Origin of the sequence: Priestia sp. YIM B13551, from assembly GCF_042787905.1 — a bacterium.
Classification (GTDB): Bacteria; Bacillota; Bacilli; order Bacillales; family Bacillaceae_H; genus Priestia.
The window spans coordinates 73,462-89,643 of record NZ_JBHZOX010000001.1; the positions used below are offsets into that span (position 1 = coordinate 73,462).

General features: G+C 38.5%; 18 protein-coding genes. 14 read left to right on the forward strand and 4 right to left on the reverse strand.

What is annotated here, in order from left to right:
- Window positions 1-155 precede the first annotated feature (155 nt).
- The 6 genes from ACFX4N_RS00415 to ACFX4N_RS00440 all read left to right on the forward strand — a co-directional run bounded on the left by ACFX4N_RS00415 (window position 156) and on the right by ACFX4N_RS00440 (window position 5,476).
- Window positions 156-1,400: a YeeE/YedE family protein gene (locus tag ACFX4N_RS00415; RefSeq protein ID WP_053487386.1), complete on the forward strand. Its 1,245-nt coding sequence runs from the start codon at window positions 156-158 to the stop codon at window positions 1,398-1,400.
- Window positions 1,401-1,713: 313 nt separating this feature from the next.
- Window positions 1,714-2,817 (forward strand): CapA family protein, encoded by a 1,104-nt coding sequence (locus ACFX4N_RS00420; protein WP_057273382.1) that lies wholly within the window; start codon window positions 1,714-1,716, stop codon window positions 2,815-2,817.
- Window positions 2,818-2,910: 93 nt separating this feature from the next.
- A complete protein-coding gene (locus ACFX4N_RS00425) occupies window positions 2,911-3,096 on the forward strand; it encodes a DUF4083 family protein (RefSeq protein WP_013057499.1) in 186 nt (61 codons plus the stop codon).
- Window positions 3,097-3,196: 100 nt separating this feature from the next.
- Window positions 3,197-3,430: a hypothetical protein gene (locus ACFX4N_RS00430; RefSeq protein ID WP_013057498.1), complete on the forward strand. Its 234-nt coding sequence runs from the start codon at window positions 3,197-3,199 to the stop codon at window positions 3,428-3,430.
- A 103-nt stretch (window positions 3,431-3,533) separates the two neighbouring features.
- On the forward strand, window positions 3,534-4,019 hold the full coding sequence (locus ACFX4N_RS00435; protein WP_013057497.1) for a GNAT family N-acetyltransferase: 486 nt from the start codon (window positions 3,534-3,536) through the stop codon (window positions 4,017-4,019).
- 125 nt (window positions 4,020-4,144) lie between these two features.
- Window positions 4,145-5,476, forward strand: coding sequence for a TIGR00366 family protein (locus ACFX4N_RS00440; RefSeq protein WP_013057496.1), 1,332 nt, complete (start codon window positions 4,145-4,147; stop codon window positions 5,474-5,476).
- Between the two features lie 69 nt (window positions 5,477-5,545).
- Here ACFX4N_RS00440 and ACFX4N_RS00445 read toward each other — a convergent pair whose 3' ends face one another.
- Entirely contained in the window at window positions 5,546-6,385 is an 840-nt protein-coding gene (locus ACFX4N_RS00445) for an SDR family oxidoreductase (protein ID WP_057273381.1), read from the reverse strand.
- Between the two features lie 230 nt (window positions 6,386-6,615).
- Here ACFX4N_RS00445 and ACFX4N_RS00450 point away from each other — a divergent pair, with 230 nt between their 5' ends.
- The 3 genes from ACFX4N_RS00450 to ACFX4N_RS00460 all read left to right on the forward strand — a co-directional run bounded on the left by ACFX4N_RS00450 (window position 6,616) and on the right by ACFX4N_RS00460 (window position 9,759).
- Window positions 6,616-7,578, forward strand: a complete 963-nt coding sequence (locus tag ACFX4N_RS00450) for a carbohydrate ABC transporter permease (RefSeq protein WP_013057494.1) — start codon at window positions 6,616-6,618, stop codon at window positions 7,576-7,578.
- Complete coding sequence (locus tag ACFX4N_RS00455; RefSeq protein ID WP_013057493.1) at window positions 7,578-8,405, forward strand: carbohydrate ABC transporter permease; 828 nt, start codon at window positions 7,578-7,580, stop codon at window positions 8,403-8,405. The genes ACFX4N_RS00450 and ACFX4N_RS00455 overlap by 1 nt, the downstream gene beginning before the upstream one ends.
- A 70-nt stretch (window positions 8,406-8,475) precedes the next feature.
- Complete coding sequence (locus ACFX4N_RS00460; RefSeq protein WP_057273380.1) at window positions 8,476-9,759, forward strand: ABC transporter substrate-binding protein; 1,284 nt, start codon at window positions 8,476-8,478, stop codon at window positions 9,757-9,759.
- 124 nt (window positions 9,760-9,883) lie between these two features.
- Here the strand turns inward: ACFX4N_RS00460 and ACFX4N_RS00465 are convergent, their stop codons facing one another.
- The gene (locus ACFX4N_RS00465) at window positions 9,884-10,207 is read right to left on the reverse strand and encodes a YnfA family protein (protein ID WP_014459650.1); all 324 of its coding nucleotides are present in this window, start codon (window positions 10,205-10,207) and stop codon (window positions 9,884-9,886) included.
- Between the two features lie 312 nt (window positions 10,208-10,519).
- Between ACFX4N_RS00465 and ACFX4N_RS00470 the strand changes: the two genes are divergently transcribed.
- The gene (locus tag ACFX4N_RS00470) at window positions 10,520-11,506 is read left to right on the forward strand and encodes an MBL fold metallo-hydrolase (protein WP_057273379.1); all 987 of its coding nucleotides are present in this window, start codon (window positions 10,520-10,522) and stop codon (window positions 11,504-11,506) included.
- Between the two features lie 42 nt (window positions 11,507-11,548).
- On the opposite strand, the gene htpX is transcribed toward ACFX4N_RS00470, so the two are convergent.
- Together htpX and plsY are read right to left on the reverse strand one after the other, a co-directional pair.
- Window positions 11,549-12,421 (reverse strand): protease HtpX, encoded by an 873-nt coding sequence (gene htpX / locus ACFX4N_RS00475; RefSeq protein WP_013057489.1) that lies wholly within the window; start codon window positions 12,419-12,421, stop codon window positions 11,549-11,551.
- A 320-nt stretch (window positions 12,422-12,741) separates the two neighbouring features.
- Complete coding sequence (plsY, locus tag ACFX4N_RS00480; protein ID WP_116513911.1) at window positions 12,742-13,329, reverse strand: glycerol-3-phosphate 1-O-acyltransferase PlsY; 588 nt, start codon at window positions 13,327-13,329, stop codon at window positions 12,742-12,744.
- Between the two features lie 610 nt (window positions 13,330-13,939).
- Here plsY and ACFX4N_RS00485 point away from each other — a divergent pair.
- The 4 genes from ACFX4N_RS00485 to ACFX4N_RS00500 all read left to right on the forward strand — a co-directional run bounded on the left by ACFX4N_RS00485 (window position 13,940) and on the right by ACFX4N_RS00500 (window position 15,969).
- Window positions 13,940-14,128, forward strand: coding sequence for a hypothetical protein (locus tag ACFX4N_RS00485; protein WP_016764545.1), 189 nt, complete (start codon window positions 13,940-13,942; stop codon window positions 14,126-14,128).
- A gap of 304 nt (window positions 14,129-14,432) precedes the next feature.
- Window positions 14,433-14,744: a hypothetical protein gene (locus tag ACFX4N_RS00490; protein ID WP_029322367.1), complete on the forward strand. Its 312-nt coding sequence runs from the start codon at window positions 14,433-14,435 to the stop codon at window positions 14,742-14,744.
- 129 nt (window positions 14,745-14,873) lie between these two features.
- Complete coding sequence (locus ACFX4N_RS00495) at window positions 14,874-15,614, forward strand: glycoside hydrolase family 25 protein (protein WP_377261246.1); 741 nt, start codon at window positions 14,874-14,876, stop codon at window positions 15,612-15,614.
- Between the two features lie 34 nt (window positions 15,615-15,648).
- A complete protein-coding gene (locus tag ACFX4N_RS00500) occupies window positions 15,649-15,969 on the forward strand; it encodes a pyrophosphohydrolase domain-containing protein (protein ID WP_377260626.1) in 321 nt (106 codons plus the stop codon).
- Window positions 15,970-16,182 lie beyond the last annotated feature (213 nt).

A 16,182-nucleotide genomic window follows, 5' to 3' on the forward strand; every position in this document is an offset into this window, starting at 1 on the left:
AGAGCAACTTCTGCTTTTTGTATGAATGAAAGTAAGAATACTCAAAAAATAAACAATTCACTTTCATTTTGCTAAATAGTTTACAGAGAAAGGGAAGTGGTATAAGATGATAAATATTAATTCTTAGTATTTCTATCAGAAAAGGAGTGGATGATTTGGCTCAAACGTTGCACTCATCATATAAATCGAAGTCAACCACTGTTGTAACAGAATTAAGCCCTATGCAAAAGCCATTATTTGCAGGAGGGGTTATAGCAGCAGTTATTTTGCTTCTTGCGATTGTGCTCACGACTAACTGGACGCAAGGTGTGTTATTTATTATTGGCCTAGCGTTAGGGATGACGCTTCTGTACGCACGCTTTGGCTTTACATCAGCATTTCGCCGACTGGTATCTGTCGGAAATGTTCAAGGTTTACAGGCGCATATGCTTATGCTAGCGATTGCTTCAACGCTGTTTGCTATCATTTTAAGTACAGGCTTTAGCTTTACAGGCGTAACGCCAAAAGGATATGTTTCACCTGTAGGAGTCAGCGTGATAGTTGGTTCGTTTATGTTTGGAATTGGCATGCAGTTAGGAAATGGATGTGCCTCAGGAACGCTGTATTCGTTAGGCGGCGGCTCTTCTTCCATGATTTTAACGCTTTTATCCTTTATTGTAGGTTCTATGTTCGGGGCGTATCATTTGCCATTTTGGCAAAAACAACCTTCGCTTCCCCCTATTTCATTAGCTGAATCGACAGGCCTTGGTTATTTTGGTGCTTGGATTGTACAGCTTATCGCGTTCGCAGCGATTTACTGGATTACGATTCAAATTGCGAAAAAGAAAAATCCGCCTATGATGAAGCAGCTTCCTACGACAAAAGGGTGGAAAAAGATCATTCGCGGCTCTTGGCCTCTATTTACTGCGGCGATTGTGCTGGCTGTATTAAATGCATTGACGCTGGCTGTAAGAGGAAATCCTTGGGGCATTACTTCTGCCTTTGCTTTATGGGGCGGAAAAGCGATGATGGCAGCTGGAATAGATGTATCAAGCTGGGGATTTTTCCAAGGTGCAAATGGAGAAGCGCTAACGCAAAGTGTATTAGCGGACTCTACTAGCGTGTTAAACTTTGGGATCATCCTAGGAGCTTTCATTTCAGCGACGGCGCAAGGAACGTTCAAACCAGGGAAAATTAAGCCCGGCGTCGCAGGAGCAGCTGTTGTTGGCGGCCTTTTAATGGGGTATGGTGCGCGTCTTGCTTTTGGCTGTAACATCGGCGCTTACTTTGGCGGTATTGCCTCATTTAGTCTTCACGGATGGGTATGGATGGTTATGGCGATGCTTGGCACAGGCGTAGCCCTATTTATCCGACCGTTATTTGGACTCAAAAACCCTAAATCTAATGATTCGATTTGTTAAGTTTAGATAAAACCTTCTTTGCATGAGCAAAGGAGGTTTTTATTTTAGGTGATGTTTGGAATCGCTGTGCTATTTTGTGAATCACTTGAAGTTTAGTACAGCTCATCAGTTTTCTCCGCAGCGTTTGCGCTACTTTTCTCTTAGCTAAAATCTCTTGTTCTAACCCAAAAAGAATATCGAAACTTCCTTTTTTTATGAAATTTTCACTTATTTTGCCGATATAACAGGAAGATTGTATGTATTTGGCGAAATGTACATTAAACACCATGTCCAAACACAGTTATTAAAACGTAAAAAGGGGTTTTAACGTTACATGAACAAGTATTTAAAAAAAGCTGTTATTTATGGAAGTTTGTGTTTTTTACTGGGAGCATGCGGAGGAGCAGGAGAACAAACATCTTCTGAACCACAGAAAAAAGAAGAAGCTGTAAAATCTAAAGAAGCGACAAAAAAAGAAAAAAAAGAGGGCATTAATACAACCATTAAAATTAGCGCAGCGGGAGATTTTACTTTAGGAAATGATGAAAGCTTCAGCTATGATTCTACTTTTAATGACGTAGCGGCAAGAAATGGCCTTCCGTATTTTACGCAAAATGTAAAGTCGATTTTTGAACAAGATGATTTAACAACGGTTAACTTAGAAACGACGCTGACAAATGCAACCGAAAAAGCAAGTAAAACATTTCGTTTTAAAGGTGACCCTTCTTTTGTGAATATTTTAAAACAAGGAAGTATTGAAACCGTTAACTTAGCTAATAATCATACACGTGATTATTTACAGCAAGGATATGATGATACAAGAGAGAACTTAAAGAAAAGCGGAATAGGCTATTTTGGCTATGAAGATACATACATTACAACGGTAAAAGGAGTCAAAGTAGGATTGCTTGGATATCCGGGCTGGGATGACACCAAAGAAATAAGAAGTCAGATTAAAGACGGAATTAAGTCTTTAAAAGAAAAAGGCGCTAAAATTATCATTGTGCATTTTCACTGGGGATCTGAGCGACACTATGTTCCTGATACAGCGCAGCAAGCATTGGCGAAATATACAATTGATAACGGAGCAGACTTGATTTTAGGTCATCATCCTCACGTTGTTCAAGGAATTGAAGAGTACAAAAATAAATTTATTGTCTATAGCTTAGGAAACTTTATGTTTGGCGGAAACAAAAATCCAAGTGATAAAGATACATTTGTATTTCAGCAGACGTTTACGATTAAAGATGGAAAGCTAACGACTAATAAAGACATCAACGTCATTCCATTCCGTATTTCTTCCACAACGGCGCGAAACGACTACCGACCTACGCCTTTAACAGGAGCGGAAAAGGACCGAGTGAAAAATAAACTGATTGATGTCTCCAATCAAATCAAACAGGAAAAATGGACGGTTTACGATGAAGATAGTAAATGAAGCTCTCAGCATTGAGAGCTTTTTTTTTATAAAATAAAGCGAAAATAACCAAAAAAATGATATAATGTAAAAAAATAGATTAAAGGTGGAATTATGGTTAATATAGGTGATATTATTTTTCAAATTCTTATGCTGCTTATCCTGATAGGAATAGCAGGAGTAATAATTGCATTCATTATAGGCTTAAAAAGGTTGATTCAAAAGCAGGGGGCAAATGAAAAAAGGCTTCAGCGCATGGAGCAAAAGTTAGATGATATGCTGAAAAACAAAGAGTCTTGACTATACAGAAGCACTATCAATCCATCAGTGCTTCTGCACTTGACATTTTATAAAAAAGCAGTAAGATATGTATACATCATTCATATAGGGAGGAAGTTACATGGCAAAGTCAAAAGCAAAAAAAATGCGTGATAAAATGACGCGTGAAGGAAAGCGAAATCCAGAATTAAACCGTAGCCTGTTTGTATTTGCAGACATGGACACGCGCAAAACCAAAACAAAGAAGGAAAAACTTCAGCACCAGCATACAAAACATAAAAAACGATTATCAGACGGAGCGTACAGTACCGGAGATGATCGTTTTTTTATTGCGTTTCATACATCTGCAAAATGAAAAAAGAGCTTTTTGACTATCCATCTTCACTTTGCCCAAACATTTTTACTGTAAACTTTCACAAAAAACCCTTATGATAGGAAAAGAAGGGGATGAACTAAGAATGCTTACGATTGAAAAAGTACCTAAAAACCAAGCGGGCGTTTTGCAAAATTTGTATTCTCTTTATCTCCACGATTTATCTGCGTATACACCTTCTTTAGATATTCGCGAAGATGGAGCTTTCCATTTTGAAGAGCTGCCTCTGTTTTGGAAAGTAGAAGGCCTCTCGCCATACTTTATTAAAGTAGATGATAAGCTGACGGGCTTTTTTTTACTTCTTGAACAGCCCGCACTTCAGCAAGAAGCAGATTACTGCATCAATGATTTTTTTATCTTAAACAAATACCGAGGGCAGGGCATCGCTTCCAAAACGGTAAAAGACATTTTCTCTCATCGAAAAGGAACATATATGATTATTGAGCTTGCAGGCAATAAGCGGGCTATTTCATTTTGGAAACATATTTATAAAAGCTTACATATTTCCTTTCAAGAAAAGAAAATTGAACTTGACGGAGAGCCAACTCTTATTCAAACATTTAGTGTGTAAAACCCTTCTGAAAAACGGAAGGGTTTTTATTAAACTAAATATTAACAATTTTCAACAAATTATGTATAATTAAAGATGCTTGTCGACATTTATTCACAGGAGTATTCCTATAAAGGAGGAGTAAAATGAAAGCGTTATCTAATTTCTTTACGGCGCTTGTGCAGCGTTTTTTACCTGATCCGTTTGTGTTTGCTTTAATCCTGACGCTGATTTTATTTGTATCAGGTATTGTTTTTACTCCTCACGGGCCGATTGAAATGGTTCAGTTTTGGGGAAGTGGATTTTGGAACCTTTTGGCATTTGCGATGCAAATGAGTTTAGTGCTTGTCACGGGACATGCGCTTGCCAGCTCGCCGCTTGTAAAGAAGTGGCTTGTGAACATAGCACTGTTAGCCAAAACTCCGGCGCAAGGGGTAATTCTTGTCACGCTTGGCGCAGCTATGGCCTGTATGATTAACTGGGGGTTTGGCTTAATTGTAGGTGCGCTGTTTGCGAAAGAAGTAGCGAAACGCGTGCCGGGATCTGATTACCGGTTTTTAATTGCCTGTGCCTACATAGGGTTTTTAACATGGCACGGAGGCTTGTCAGGTTCGATTCCTCTTGTCGCTGCTACACCTGGAAACCCAATGGAAAAAACGGCTGGACTTATTCCGCTGTCAGACACGATTTTTACAGGCTACAACTTATTTATTACCCTCGCATTATTAATTGTCCTTCCTATTATGACAAGACTGATGATGCCGACGGGAAAAGAAGTGGTAGAAATTGATCCAAGACTGTTGGCAGAAGATGAAATGGCTCCGGCTACAGTTGTTGAGACAACTTCTTCTAAGCCAACATTTGCTGTACGCATGGAGAACAGCAGGTTTTTAAGTCTGACGATTGCGCTGCTTGGGTATTCATATTTAATTTATTATTTTGCTACAAACGGCTTTAAAATGGATATTAACACAGTGAATTTATTATTTTTCACGACGGGTATTTTGCTTCACCGCACGCCTTTATCCTATATGAATGCCGTTTCTAATGCTGCGAAAGGAACCGCTGGGATTGTGATTCAGTTTCCATTCTACGCAGGTATTCAAGGCATGATGGAGCTATCAGGCTTAGGCGGGAAGCTAACGAACGCATTTATCTCGATTTCAAATGAAACGACATTTCCGTTTCTTGCGTTTTTAAGTTCTGGCGTTGTGAACTTTTTTGTTCCGTCGGGAGGAGGACACTGGGTTGTACAAGGACCTTTTATTATGCCGGCAGCTGAACAGCTCGGCGTAGATCCGGGAGTCGCTGCGATGGCCATTGCCTACGGAGAAGCATGGATGAATATGGCGCAGCCGTTTTGGGCACTGCCTGCACTAGCTATCGCAGGGCTCGGAGCACGCGATATAATGGGCTACTGCGTGACGACCTTAATTGTATCAGGCTTTATTTTTGCTATAGGACTAACGTTTTTCTAATACGAAAAGGTCAGCTGAAAAGCTGACCTTTTTTCATTATTTTCTTCTTTCCAAGCGTATCTATCTACTTTATAAGCCAACTTCGCGGGCACTCCAGTCCCAAAATTCTTCTGCGAGCCGCTCATCTTTTGCTCTTGAAGAAGGGGGAGTCACGCGTTTTTTATAAAAGTAAGCGCCGCTAATATGCGTTACTTCAGGGCTGTCTGCTAAATAAATAGCCGTTTCAGCACCTTGAAGAGGTGTTAAAAAGAAAGGGCGAAGCACGGCGTGAACGCTTTTTCCGAAACCCGTTTGACGGTTAACGCCGATAGCGGTAGAAACGGCTCCGGGGTGAAGGCAATTTACGGTTACCGAAGTGTCTTTTAACTTTTTACTTAAATGGACCGTAAATAAGTTATTCGCTAATTTAGACTGCGAGTATCCTCGCCATATTCCGAATCCTGTTGTTAAGTGAGGGCTGTTGAAGTCTATTTTTCCAGCTTTATGAGCACCGGACCCAACGTTTATAATGCGTCCTTGCTGAGATTTTTTCAGCGGATCTAAAAGTAAATTAGTTAACAAAAAGTGACCCAAATGATTGACACCAAGCATCATTTCAAAGCTGTCTTGGGTTGTTTCACGCTTGATTGTCACCACGCCCGCGTTATTAATCAGCACATCAAGCACGCTGTAACGAGACGTAAAGTCTTCACTGAAAGCTCGGATACTATCGAGAGAAGCTAAGTCACAGGTCATAAGAGATATGGAATCCGAGCCGCTTTGACGCTTCGCTTCTTCTAAAGCGGGATTTCCTCTTTCTTCATTTCGGCAAACCATAATGACTTCGAATCCTTTTTTGGCTAGTTCAATCGTTGCAGCCAGTCCCATTCCTGAGTTGGCACCCGTAATTAACGCTCGTTTTGCTGTCATGAGTATGTCCCTCCCAACTACATCTTTTTTCTAGTGTATAAGATAAGAAGATACGTCGTCCACTTCTAGCTTTTTCTTTTATTTCTTTCATGTTTTAAAAAAGGGCGTAAAATGTGCACAGGAGAGAAAATGTTGCACAAAGGTCAATATTTTACACCCTACTTGTCAATTAAAGCGGTTTCATAAATAGCGGATTTCGCTAAAATAAGACATAGGGAGGTGCTAGTAAGATGAATAGCCAAAGTAAATTACAGGAGACAGAATATGTTCCTTTAGAGCAAGAACTTAAAAGAGAACCATCGATTAATACGAAAAAACGTAAAAATTTGAAAAATGTAGGTTTATTTGCACTATTTGTAGGGCCCGCACTTTTAGCGTTTTGTGTGATTGTACTTATACCATTTTTTACAGGGATTTATTACTCATTTACAGACTGGAACGGAGTAAATGGTACGATTAACTGGGTGGGACTTGATAACTTTAAGTACTTGTTCACCGAAGATAAGCAGTTTCAGCAATCGTTTTGGATCACAACAAAATATACGGTCGTTGCGATTATCTTAACGAATGTGGTTGGATTCGTGTTAGCAATCCTTGTTACTCAAATGTTAAAAACACGAAACATTTTACGTACGGTTTTCTTTATGCCGAATTTAATTGGCGGACTTTTACTAGGATTTGTATGGCAGTTCATTTTCGTAAAAGGATTTGCATCTATCGGACAAATTACGGGAATCTCGCTTTTTGAACTTCCTTGGTTGGGAGACGCAAAAACAGCATTTTGGGGCATCGTGATTGTAAGTGTATGGCAAGGAGCAGGTTATATCATGCTTATTTACACAGCAGCACTGCAAAACGTACCGCAAGAGCTGATTGAAGCAGCAAAAATTGACGGAGCAAGCAGATGGCAAATTCTTCGTCATATTACAATTCCAATGGTAGCGCCGGCAGTAACGGTTTGTTTATTCTTAACGATTTCATGGTCATTCAAAGTATTTGATGTCAACTTATCATTAACAAACGGTGGTCCATTCAAATCAACAGAAATGTTAGCGCTTAACATTTATACAGAAGCATTTGTTAATAACAGATACGGTCTAGGTGAAGCAAAAGCCTTAATTTTCTTCATCGTCGTAGCAGCGATTACGATTATTCAAGTAACATACACGAAGAAGAAGGAGGTTGAATCGTAATGGGAAACAAATATACGAGCAAAACCTTTATTGTTGAAATTTTAGCAGTCCTGCTTGGGCTGGTGTTCTTGGTTCCATTTTATTACGTGCTCTCAAACTCGTTGAAGTCATTTGCAGAAATTTTGTCAAACACATCGGCACTGCCGACAACGATTCAGTTTCAAAACTTTGTTAATGCATTCAACCAAATGAATTACTTAAAAGTGCTTAGCAACTCGCTGATCATTACAGTCATCAGTAACGCAGTTCTAGTAATCTTCTGTTCAATGGCAGCTTACATGCTGGTTCGAACAAAGAAAAAAATCAGCAGCATTATCTTTATGGCATTCGTAGCGGCAATGGTTATTCCGTTTCAATCTATTATGATTCCGCTTGTAAAAGTAGCAGGAAACTTAAATCTGTTAAACAGCATTTGGGGTATTGTGATTATGTACTTAGGCTTCGGTTCTGGTATGACGATTTTCTTATACCACGGATTTATTAAAGGAATTCCAGTCGAGCTAGAAGAAGCGGCAATCATCGACGGATGCTCGCGTCTAGGCGTATTCTGGAGAATTGTATTCCCGTTATTAAAGCCAATTACAGTAACCGTAGTTATCTTAAACAGCCTATGGATTTGGAATGACTTCTTACTTCCGTCTCTTGTTCTGCAAGATCCTGAACTAAGAACGATTCCGCTTGCGACATTCTTCTTCTTTGGTCAGTATACAAAGCAGTGGGATTTAGCACTAGCAGCACTTGTGATCAGTATTATTCCGCTATTAATCTTCTTCTTTGCAATGCAAAAACACATTGTTAAAGGAATTACAAGCGGTTCAATTAAATAATAGTATCGGCAACAGGGCTGGTTTTGAGGCTGAGGCGTCAAAACCAGCAGCAAATAGGGAGGAACGGAAAATGGCATTTAAAATGAAAAAATGGCCTTTAGCAGTAGGTGTTTTATCGGCTACGCTTTTATTTTCAACCGCGTGTTCAAACGAAAGCGCATCTGGTAATAAAAAAAGCGGCGGAGATCAAGTGGTAGTAGATGTATTTCAAGGAAAAGTAGAAATTGCTGATCAGCTAAAAGCTCTAACTGATCAATACACAAAAGAACATCCAAACGTAAAATTTAATATCCAAACGGTGGGTGGAGGAGCTGACGGTGCAGCTGCTTTAAAAGCGCAGTTTGCTTCAGGCAATGCACCTGACCTTTTCACAAACGGCGGATATCAAGAGGCAAAAACGTGGAAAAATAAATTAGAAGATTTATCGGATCAGCCTTGGATTGATGACGCGTACGAAAACACACTTACACCAATGACGATGGATGGTAAAGTATATGGACAGCCGATCAGTCTTGAAGGCTATGGATTTACATATAACAAAAAACTGTTCAAAAAAGCAGGAATTAAAGAACTTCCGAAAACGTATTCAGAATTAGAAGCAACCGCTAAAAAGCTAAAAGCTGCCGGCATTACGCCATTTTCTATCGGCTACGGCGAGTGGTGGGTGCTTGGAAACCACGGCTTAAATATTCCATTTGCCAGTCAAAAAGATCCGGATGCATTTATTAAAGGATTAAATGACGGCAGTGCGAAAATCGCAGGAAACGAGCAGTTCAAACAATATGTAAAGCTGCTTGATTTAACAGTGAAATACGGAAACAAAAATCCGTTAACGACGGACTACAACACGCAAGTAACGAAATTTGCGAACGGTGAAGCGGCTATGATTCAGCAAGGAAACTGGATTCAGCCAATGCTTGACAAAATTACGCCGAACATGGATGTAGGGATTCTGCCTATGCCGTTAAGCGACGATGCGGCTGTATCTGACAAGCTTGCAATTGATGTTCCAAGCAACTGGGTTATTCACAAACAAGCACCGGCAGCAGATAAAAAAGCAGCAAAAGACTTCTTAAACTGGATGGTCACATCTAAAGAAGGCCAAAAAGCGTTAGTAGAAGACTTTAAGTACATTCCAGCCTTTAAATCAATTGAAGCAAAAGACATCGGACCTTTAGGCGAAGAACTTCTTAAATATTCTAAGGATCAAAAAACGATTCCTTGGGAATGGACAAAGTTCCCTGAAGGCGTCACGCAAAAATTCGGAGCGGATGTACAAGAATACATCGGCGGCCAAACATCTGAAGATGAGCTATTAAAATCATTAGATAAAAGATGGGCTGAATTGAAGTAATAGAAAAGACAACCTTGGGGTTGTCTTTTTTTGTGGGTACACAAACCAGAAACATAGCTGTATTTATCTAAAAAAATAAAAGGCGGCAGAATTTATGTGTTCTGCCGCCTTTCTGCGTTATCACTTAACTTCTTGGCCAAAGCATAACGGCTACGCCAATTAGACACACAAGTCCGCCAATCCAATCATATGTATCGGGCATTTTTTTATCAACCCACCACGCCCAAAACAGGCTTAAAACAATAAAAATGCCGCCGTAAGCTGCATATACACGTCCAAAGTCCGGAAACGACTGCCACGTAGCAATGACGCCGTACAGCACCAAAGCAATACCGCCCAGCAGCCCTAACCAGCTTGATGCTCCTTCGCGCAGCCACTGCCAAATCAAATAGCCTCCGCCAATTTCAGCGAGACCCGCTAGGATAAAAAGAAAAATCGCTTTAATCATAAACTATGCTCCTTATATCATCATTTCGTTTCTTTATTCTATCTTACTTTTTTCGTTTGATGAACCATTCGTTCGTTTTAAATAAGTGTACTGGAAAGCATTCCTTTATCAATTTGTCTTCAAACCTGCTAAACTATTAGTAGTATGAATTCATTATAAAACGTTTGTAAGAGTACAAAGAGTCATCCAATTATTGATGCTCAGCGCACTTTTACAAAAGGTAGAAGTTAGTAGTAAAGGGACTATTTAAAAGAATAAAACGTTTAACAGTATAAAGCAGTAAAAAGAATGCAGATATAGGGGTTTGGTAAAATGAGTTTAGATCATAAAGTGATACGCATTGAGCTGCCTACGCCATTTCCAATTGGACCAGTGAATGTGTTTTTATTAAGAGCAGACAAGTTAACGTTAATTGATGCAGGGATGAAAACCAAAGAAGCGTGGAATGTTTTTGAAGAGGCGCTTCGTAAAGAAGGATATAAAGTAACAGATATTGAACAAGTTATTCTTACTCATCAGCATCCGGATCACACTGGATTTTTAGAATGGCTGCCGAGTGATATACCGGTTTACGGTCATAAGCTTGTGGAGCCTTGGATTTACCAAGATGAAGAGTTTGTTCAGCAGCATAATGAGCTATACCGTAATTTCCTTATCGAGTTTGGAGTCAGTGATGATGTAATGGATACATGGCTTCGTAAAGCAACGGCTGCAATTCAAGTATATTCACCTAAAGGGCAGAAGCTAGCAGGGTATTTGAAAGAAGGAGATACACTTCCGTATGCGAGTGAGTGGGAAGTAATTGAAACGCCGGGACATTCCTTAAGTCAGCTGATGTTTTACAATCGCAAAGAAAAAGTCGCGTTTGGCGGAGATCATATTTTGCCAAAAGTACCGTCAAACCCATATTTAGAGCCAACCATTCAAAATCCTAAGCCAAAGCCGCTATTGGACTACTTGGCGTCTCTTGAAAAAACGTTGAACTACGACATTGATTTGATTTACAGCGGTCATGGTGAACCGCTTAATGACATTCATTCTTTAATTATGGAACGTATTCAAAAGCAGCATAAATGGGCGCTGCGCGTGTTACAAGCAATGGGGGAAGGAAAGAAAACAACGCTTGAAGTCAGCGCTGCTTTTTTCCCGGATATGTATGAAAAAGCACCGGACTTTATTTTCTCAGAAGTGTACGGCCAGCTTACGTATTTAGAGAAAGAAGGATACGTTGAATTAACAAAAAATGAAGAAGGCGTCTTGCTGTGGGAAACTACACGTGTGCTTGCTCCTCAGTCATAACATAACAAAACCAGCTTCTTTAAAGAAGCTGGTTTTGTCTGCTTATAGTGAATGCAAGCGCTCAATGCGTTTTTCAAGCGGCGGGTGAGTAGAAAATAAGCGTGAGAACTTTTCTTTACCGCTAATTTTAAAAGCGGCAATTGATTTTTGACGGTCATCTACTAATGAAGTAGTATGACGAAGCGATTCTAACGCATAAATCATTTTTTCTTTACCACCGAGTTTAGCTGCAAGCTCATCGGCTTTGAATTCACGTCTTCTTGAATGCCAGAAAATAATTGGGCTGCTTAAGATACTAAAGAGAATCTCAAATACAATCGATGTAAGGAAATAAACAACCATCGCAAACTCTTCTCGCACAAAGTTTGACACCGCTTTGGCTACTAAACGAGAGAAGAAAATAACGAATGTATTTAATACTCCTTGCAGAAGCGTAGTTGTGACCATATCACCGCTTTTAATATGCGCTATTTCGTGAGCGATAACGCCGCTGATTGCATCTCGATCCATTCGTTCAAGCATTCCGCTTGAAACGGCAACAAGTGAGCGTCTTTTACTTGGCCCTGTTGCAAAAGCGTTAACTTCCGCTGAATGATAAATTCCGACCTGAGGCATTTTTCTTAGTCCTGCAACAGATGCAAGTCGGTGCGTTTCTTCGAGAACAAATCGTTCATATTCACCTTGAGGGGAACGTTCATCAATAACTTGAACACCCATCATCCACTTTGCCATCACGCGGGACATCATAAGAGAAATAATCGCGCCGCTGAAGCCGGCAATTACGCTAAATGCCAGCAGGCCGCCGTAACCGCTGCTTCCCATATAGCTTTGAACACCTAATAAAGATGTAATCGTTGTGATTGTGATTAATACTAAAATATTAACGAAAATAAACAGTGAAATTCGTTTTAGCACAAGTCTTCCTCCTTTAACTAATACGTGCATGATAGGTATACGGTTGGAGGAGAGAAAAGGTTTCATTTATTTATTCAAAGTTATTAAAAAGGTTATTATGCTAAGTTATTAAATAGTAAATATCAAATTACAAAATGAGATACAAAAAGTAGCGGGATGTATGATTTACTTTATAATCAAGAGCATTTTTTAAAAGAAATTTTATAATTTACGTCTATCTTAGGACGAGAAGTACTAAAATAATAAAAAAAGGTGTTCAAATCATGAACACCTTTTTAGTAAAAATATTTAAAGATTAATAGTAAATAACTTTATTACGTTTAAAAATTAACCTTTGGTTCTGTACCTAATTTAATACGTTTGAAGTTTTTAATATGTTTCCATGTAATGAAAACAAAAATAACGGCTGCAAATACCATTAATACTACATCACCTACATAAATTGATGTTAAAAAGGCAACCAATGCGCCAATAGGTGAAGATAAGGATACGTATTTAGAAATTTTGAGAGAAATTAAAAAAGCAAGAATCCCTAGAATGAAAGCTAATGGTGAAAATGCAAGGAATACACCAGCCGCAGTCGCTACAGATTTTCCTCCTTTAAACTTTGCAAAAACCGGATAGCTATGTCCAAGAATAGCGATAAATCCAGGGACAAGCATATGCAAGTGACTATTCATCATAAGCGGTAAACAGACAGCTAGCGAACCTTTTGCTATATCGCCGATCAATACTATAATACCTGCTTTTTTTCCTAAAGTGCGAAAGGTATTAGTGGCTCCTAAGTTACCGCTTCCGTGCTTGCGAACATCGGTTTTGTAAAAGCCCTTTCCAATCACTAAAGCAAAAGGAATTGACCCAATTAAATAAGCTAATAAGATAATTATAGCGTTTGTTAGTACGTTCATTATTGGCACCTCAAATTGTGTTGTTATTATTCATTTTATAGCAAGATATCAAGAGTAAAGTTTATTTTGTTTCTGAACACTTCTATCAGTATGTAATGCTTCCCAGGGAGTAAATTGTGGTTTCTTAAATAGTGGAAGGTAGCTTTTATATGGATAGAGGGTGCTGGCTGTTTCGGTAGAGTATGTGTAAATTCAACTGTATTTTTAGCGGGATAACTTCATGACTTTATGCTAAGATGTTTTTGAATTTTCAAGCCTTCCTACGTATTAGGACGAATCCACATGTCCATTATAAATATGTAAAAAAAGAAAAGAGAGTAGGCGGAAAGGCAAAAATAAAAAACCTGCTACAACACCAGCGAAGTTTTTTGCGCATAAGCCGTTCTGATTTTTTCTACAAAAATAAAGAACTTGTAATACAATTTTTAAAATATAACATAAATGTTTAAGGATTAAAAGATATTTTGGGTATATTGTATTAGAAGGAATGTCTTTTAATATTTTTTTATAAAAAACAAGACAAAAAAATTAACAAATCCAAAAAAATATAATAAAATGTAAAACAGTGTTTCGAAATATTAACTTCTTAAAATTGAAAGGGGTTCTGCACTTGTTGTGGACAGATATCAAAGAACGAGAAGTAGTTATGTACAAAAACTGCCAGGCGAAAATTTTAGAAAAAAAAGGGCCGAATAAAATAGTCGTTCGAAATCTAGAATTCCCGGAAAAAGGCGATTGGATATCAGCCGAGCTTGATTTTGAAGCTGTTGAAAAATTTGAGAAGAGTCGAGAACACTAATACTAAAAACATTTTATAATCCTTTTATTTGTTATATAAGAAAAAGCCGAGCTTAAATTTTCAGTTCGGCTTTTTTGTTTATATCTAATTCGCTCTCTTTACGAAGAGCTCCTCGTTATTACATGTAAAACGACGCTTTTCCTCTCATTTATTTTCCACTATTAAACTATTTCTACATAAAAACTTATTTTCGTTTGGGACTATCAGCTTATTTTAGCACGCGTATTTTTGCCACTTTTTTCATATACAAACGTTCAGAAACAAAACTTTTGTGCATACATTGAAGACAAAGGGGGAGGATACAATGGGAAAAGCAAGTCGTATATTGAAATGGGTCAGCGGAGGTTTAGAGGCTCTTTGGGGGATTCCCCTCTTAGGCGGCACCTTGGTTATAAGTCTAGCCTACACGCCGCTCATTCTAATGCTCGCATTGCATATTGTAGGTTTAGTATTTGCCATTAAAACAAACAAAGTTCGGACAGGGCATATCATGGGAATTGTCTGTTCCGCTATTGCCTGGATTCCTGTGGTCGGTATGATCATGCACATTTTAACGGCTATTTTCTTACTGATAGAAGCAGCCAAAGATAACGAGCTATCTGAAGACGCAGCATAAAAGAAAAGCCGCCTGATTTTTAGGTGGTTTTTTGTATTTACTACCACAGACTTGGAGGCTATATTGTTTTGGAAAATCCTTTTTATGTTAGAATATTAGAAGTATTTTCTAAAAAAGGGGGTAAACATAATAGACAAAGTAAATCAAAAAAACAAAAGACTTTTTACAGCAGGACTCATATTAGTTGCTCTTGTAAGCTTTATATTTTTACTATGGAGTAAAGGATGGGTAATTCCTAATGCGATAAGTGCCAACCGCTATGATGTAAAAGGCGTAGACGTATCTTCTTATCAAGGGGAGATTGATTGGAGCGTGCTGAGTAAACAAGATATTCAGTTTGCTTTTATCAAAGCAACGGAAGGAAGTTCATTTCAAGATCCTTTATTTAAACAAAACTGGGAACAAGCAAATCGGAAAAACATGCGGATCGGAGCTTATCACTTTTTTAGCTACGATAGCAAAGGTTCTACACAAGCGGCTAATTTTATCAAAGCGGTCTCTCTTAAAAATAACGATTTGCCTCCAGTGATTGATGTAGAATTTTACGGAGATAAAAAACAAAACCTTCCGTCTCAGAAACATGTATACAAGGAGCTTTCTAGCATGATTAAACGTCTTGAATCTCATTATGACAAGCGCGTCATTCTTTATACGACGCCTAAAGCGTATGACTTGTATATTAAAAACAGATATCCTGAGTGTGATATTTGGATTCGCTATGTTGTGAAAAAGCCTACTCTTGAAGAACAGAAGAAATGGACGTTTTGGCAGTATACGGACAAAGGGCGGTTAAGCGGCTATAAAGGTAAAGAAACGTTTATTGATTTAAATGTGTTTAACGGAAACAAAGCAGAATTTGAAAAATACTAGTTTACTAGAAAGGTAAGAGATGGAGGGAAAAATAATGCCTACTTACAACAAGCTAGTGCGAGATAAAATTCCCACGATTATTGAACAAAGCGGAAAAACCTTCAAATCACGCGTGCTCCAGCGAGAGGAATATCAACATGAGCTGACGAAAAAGGCAAAAGAAGAGCTTCAAGAGTACATAGAAGCCCAAACGCATCAAGAGGCTATTGAAGAGCTTGCAGATTTACTGGAAGTTATGCACGCGCTAGCAGCTGTGCACGGGGCCACGCCAGAACAACTTGAGAAAGTGCGTGAGGAGAAGGCGAAGGAGCGCGGGAAGTTTAATGATCGGGTTTATTTAGTGGAGGTAGAATAAGAATAAATTATTTTAGTAAAAGGAAAAATGAAGATAATTTTGTCATTTGTTCAAGAACCTACTACATTTCAGCCCTGATTTTCATTATTTGATACTTCATTACAGAGATTACAGGTAATTTAAGTTAAAATAAAACAATTTTATTCCAGATATTATTATATCTATGCTATAATCAATAAGAGAATAATGAGGTATAATTACCTAAAAAAGGAA

Excerpts from the sequence above, each read along its gene's own strand:
- ACFX4N_RS00420 (WP_057273382.1), top strand. The coding sequence starts at position 1,714 with ATGAACAAGTATTTAAAAAAAGCTGTTATTTATGGAAGTTTGTGTTTT.
- ACFX4N_RS00425 (WP_013057499.1), top strand. The coding sequence starts at position 2,911 with ATGGTTAATATAGGTGATATTATTTTTCAAATTCTTATGCTGCTTATC.
- ACFX4N_RS00430 (WP_013057498.1), top strand. The coding sequence starts at position 3,197 with ATGGCAAAGTCAAAAGCAAAAAAAATGCGTGATAAAATGACGCGTGAA.
- ACFX4N_RS00435 (WP_013057497.1), top strand. The coding sequence starts at position 3,534 with ATGCTTACGATTGAAAAAGTACCTAAAAACCAAGCGGGCGTTTTGCAA.
- ACFX4N_RS00440 (WP_013057496.1), top strand. The coding sequence starts at position 4,145 with ATGAAAGCGTTATCTAATTTCTTTACGGCGCTTGTGCAGCGTTTTTTA.
- ACFX4N_RS00445 (WP_057273381.1), bottom strand. The coding sequence starts at position 6,385 with ATGACAGCAAAACGAGCGTTAATTACGGGTGCCAACTCAGGAATGGGA.
- ACFX4N_RS00450 (WP_013057494.1), top strand. The coding sequence starts at position 6,616 with ATGAATAGCCAAAGTAAATTACAGGAGACAGAATATGTTCCTTTAGAG.
- ACFX4N_RS00455 (WP_013057493.1), top strand. The coding sequence starts at position 7,578 with ATGGGAAACAAATATACGAGCAAAACCTTTATTGTTGAAATTTTAGCA.
- ACFX4N_RS00460 (WP_057273380.1), top strand. The coding sequence starts at position 8,476 with ATGGCATTTAAAATGAAAAAATGGCCTTTAGCAGTAGGTGTTTTATCG.
- ACFX4N_RS00465 (WP_014459650.1), bottom strand. The coding sequence starts at position 10,207 with ATGATTAAAGCGATTTTTCTTTTTATCCTAGCGGGTCTCGCTGAAATT.
- ACFX4N_RS00470 (WP_057273379.1), top strand. The coding sequence starts at position 10,520 with ATGAGTTTAGATCATAAAGTGATACGCATTGAGCTGCCTACGCCATTT.
- plsY (WP_116513911.1), bottom strand. The coding sequence starts at position 13,329 with ATGAACGTACTAACAAACGCTATAATTATCTTATTAGCTTATTTAATT.
- ACFX4N_RS00490 (WP_029322367.1), top strand. The coding sequence starts at position 14,433 with ATGGGAAAAGCAAGTCGTATATTGAAATGGGTCAGCGGAGGTTTAGAG.
- ACFX4N_RS00500 (WP_377260626.1), top strand. The coding sequence starts at position 15,649 with ATGCCTACTTACAACAAGCTAGTGCGAGATAAAATTCCCACGATTATT.